General features: G+C 42.9%; 1 pseudogene. It reads right to left on the bottom strand.

The features are described 5' to 3' along the window. Window positions 1–290: 290 nt before the first annotated feature. Window positions 291–630: pseudogene (locus A3762_RS27615) on the bottom strand (hypothetical protein); the annotation flags it as partial.

A 630-nucleotide genomic window follows, 5' to 3' on the forward strand; every position in this document is an offset into this window, starting at 1 on the left:
TACCTCCACCACCACAGGCTGTTAGGAGAAATACGGAGGCGCTGATAATTACAGAAGAACGTTTCCAGTTGAACATAATGTACCTCAATTCTTATGTGTTGGTTTCAATGAGCAAGTGATTAAGGTTTGCTTGCTGGAACTGAAACTAGGTTAGACCTGATAATGTTTGTGTTTTTAAACGCACAAAAGGGTAGGCTCTAAATGAATCCTACCCTTGTTGTAAAGCTATCCGTTGCTCAGCGGCTTGTATAACTGCTTAATGTGCTGGCTAACGGAAATTGCGTAGGTGCTTACCAGCCGTTTTCACCGTTTGCATCACCCATATTCTCATCAGCAAAGTTGTAAGCAGCTTGGAGAATATCGCGTGAAGCAATCAGGCTTGCACGATAGTTATTGATCGTGGTTGTATCGGCAGTAGAAAGTACAGGTGCATCACCTAGGTTGGTGTTGATTGTTTCAATGTCTGTGATACTGATTAGTGCATTCGGGTTAAATTGAAGGCCCATAACAAAACCTTTCAACTCTGACCAATGTTTCGCGTGATTGCGGAAACTGTAATCATTCGTACCGAAATCGTTCATGTCTTGAAGCGTGTCGTTGATATAGTGAACAGCTGTTGCCGCGTACACT

The sequence above is a fragment of the Oleiphilus sp. HI0125 genome, from assembly GCF_001635355.1.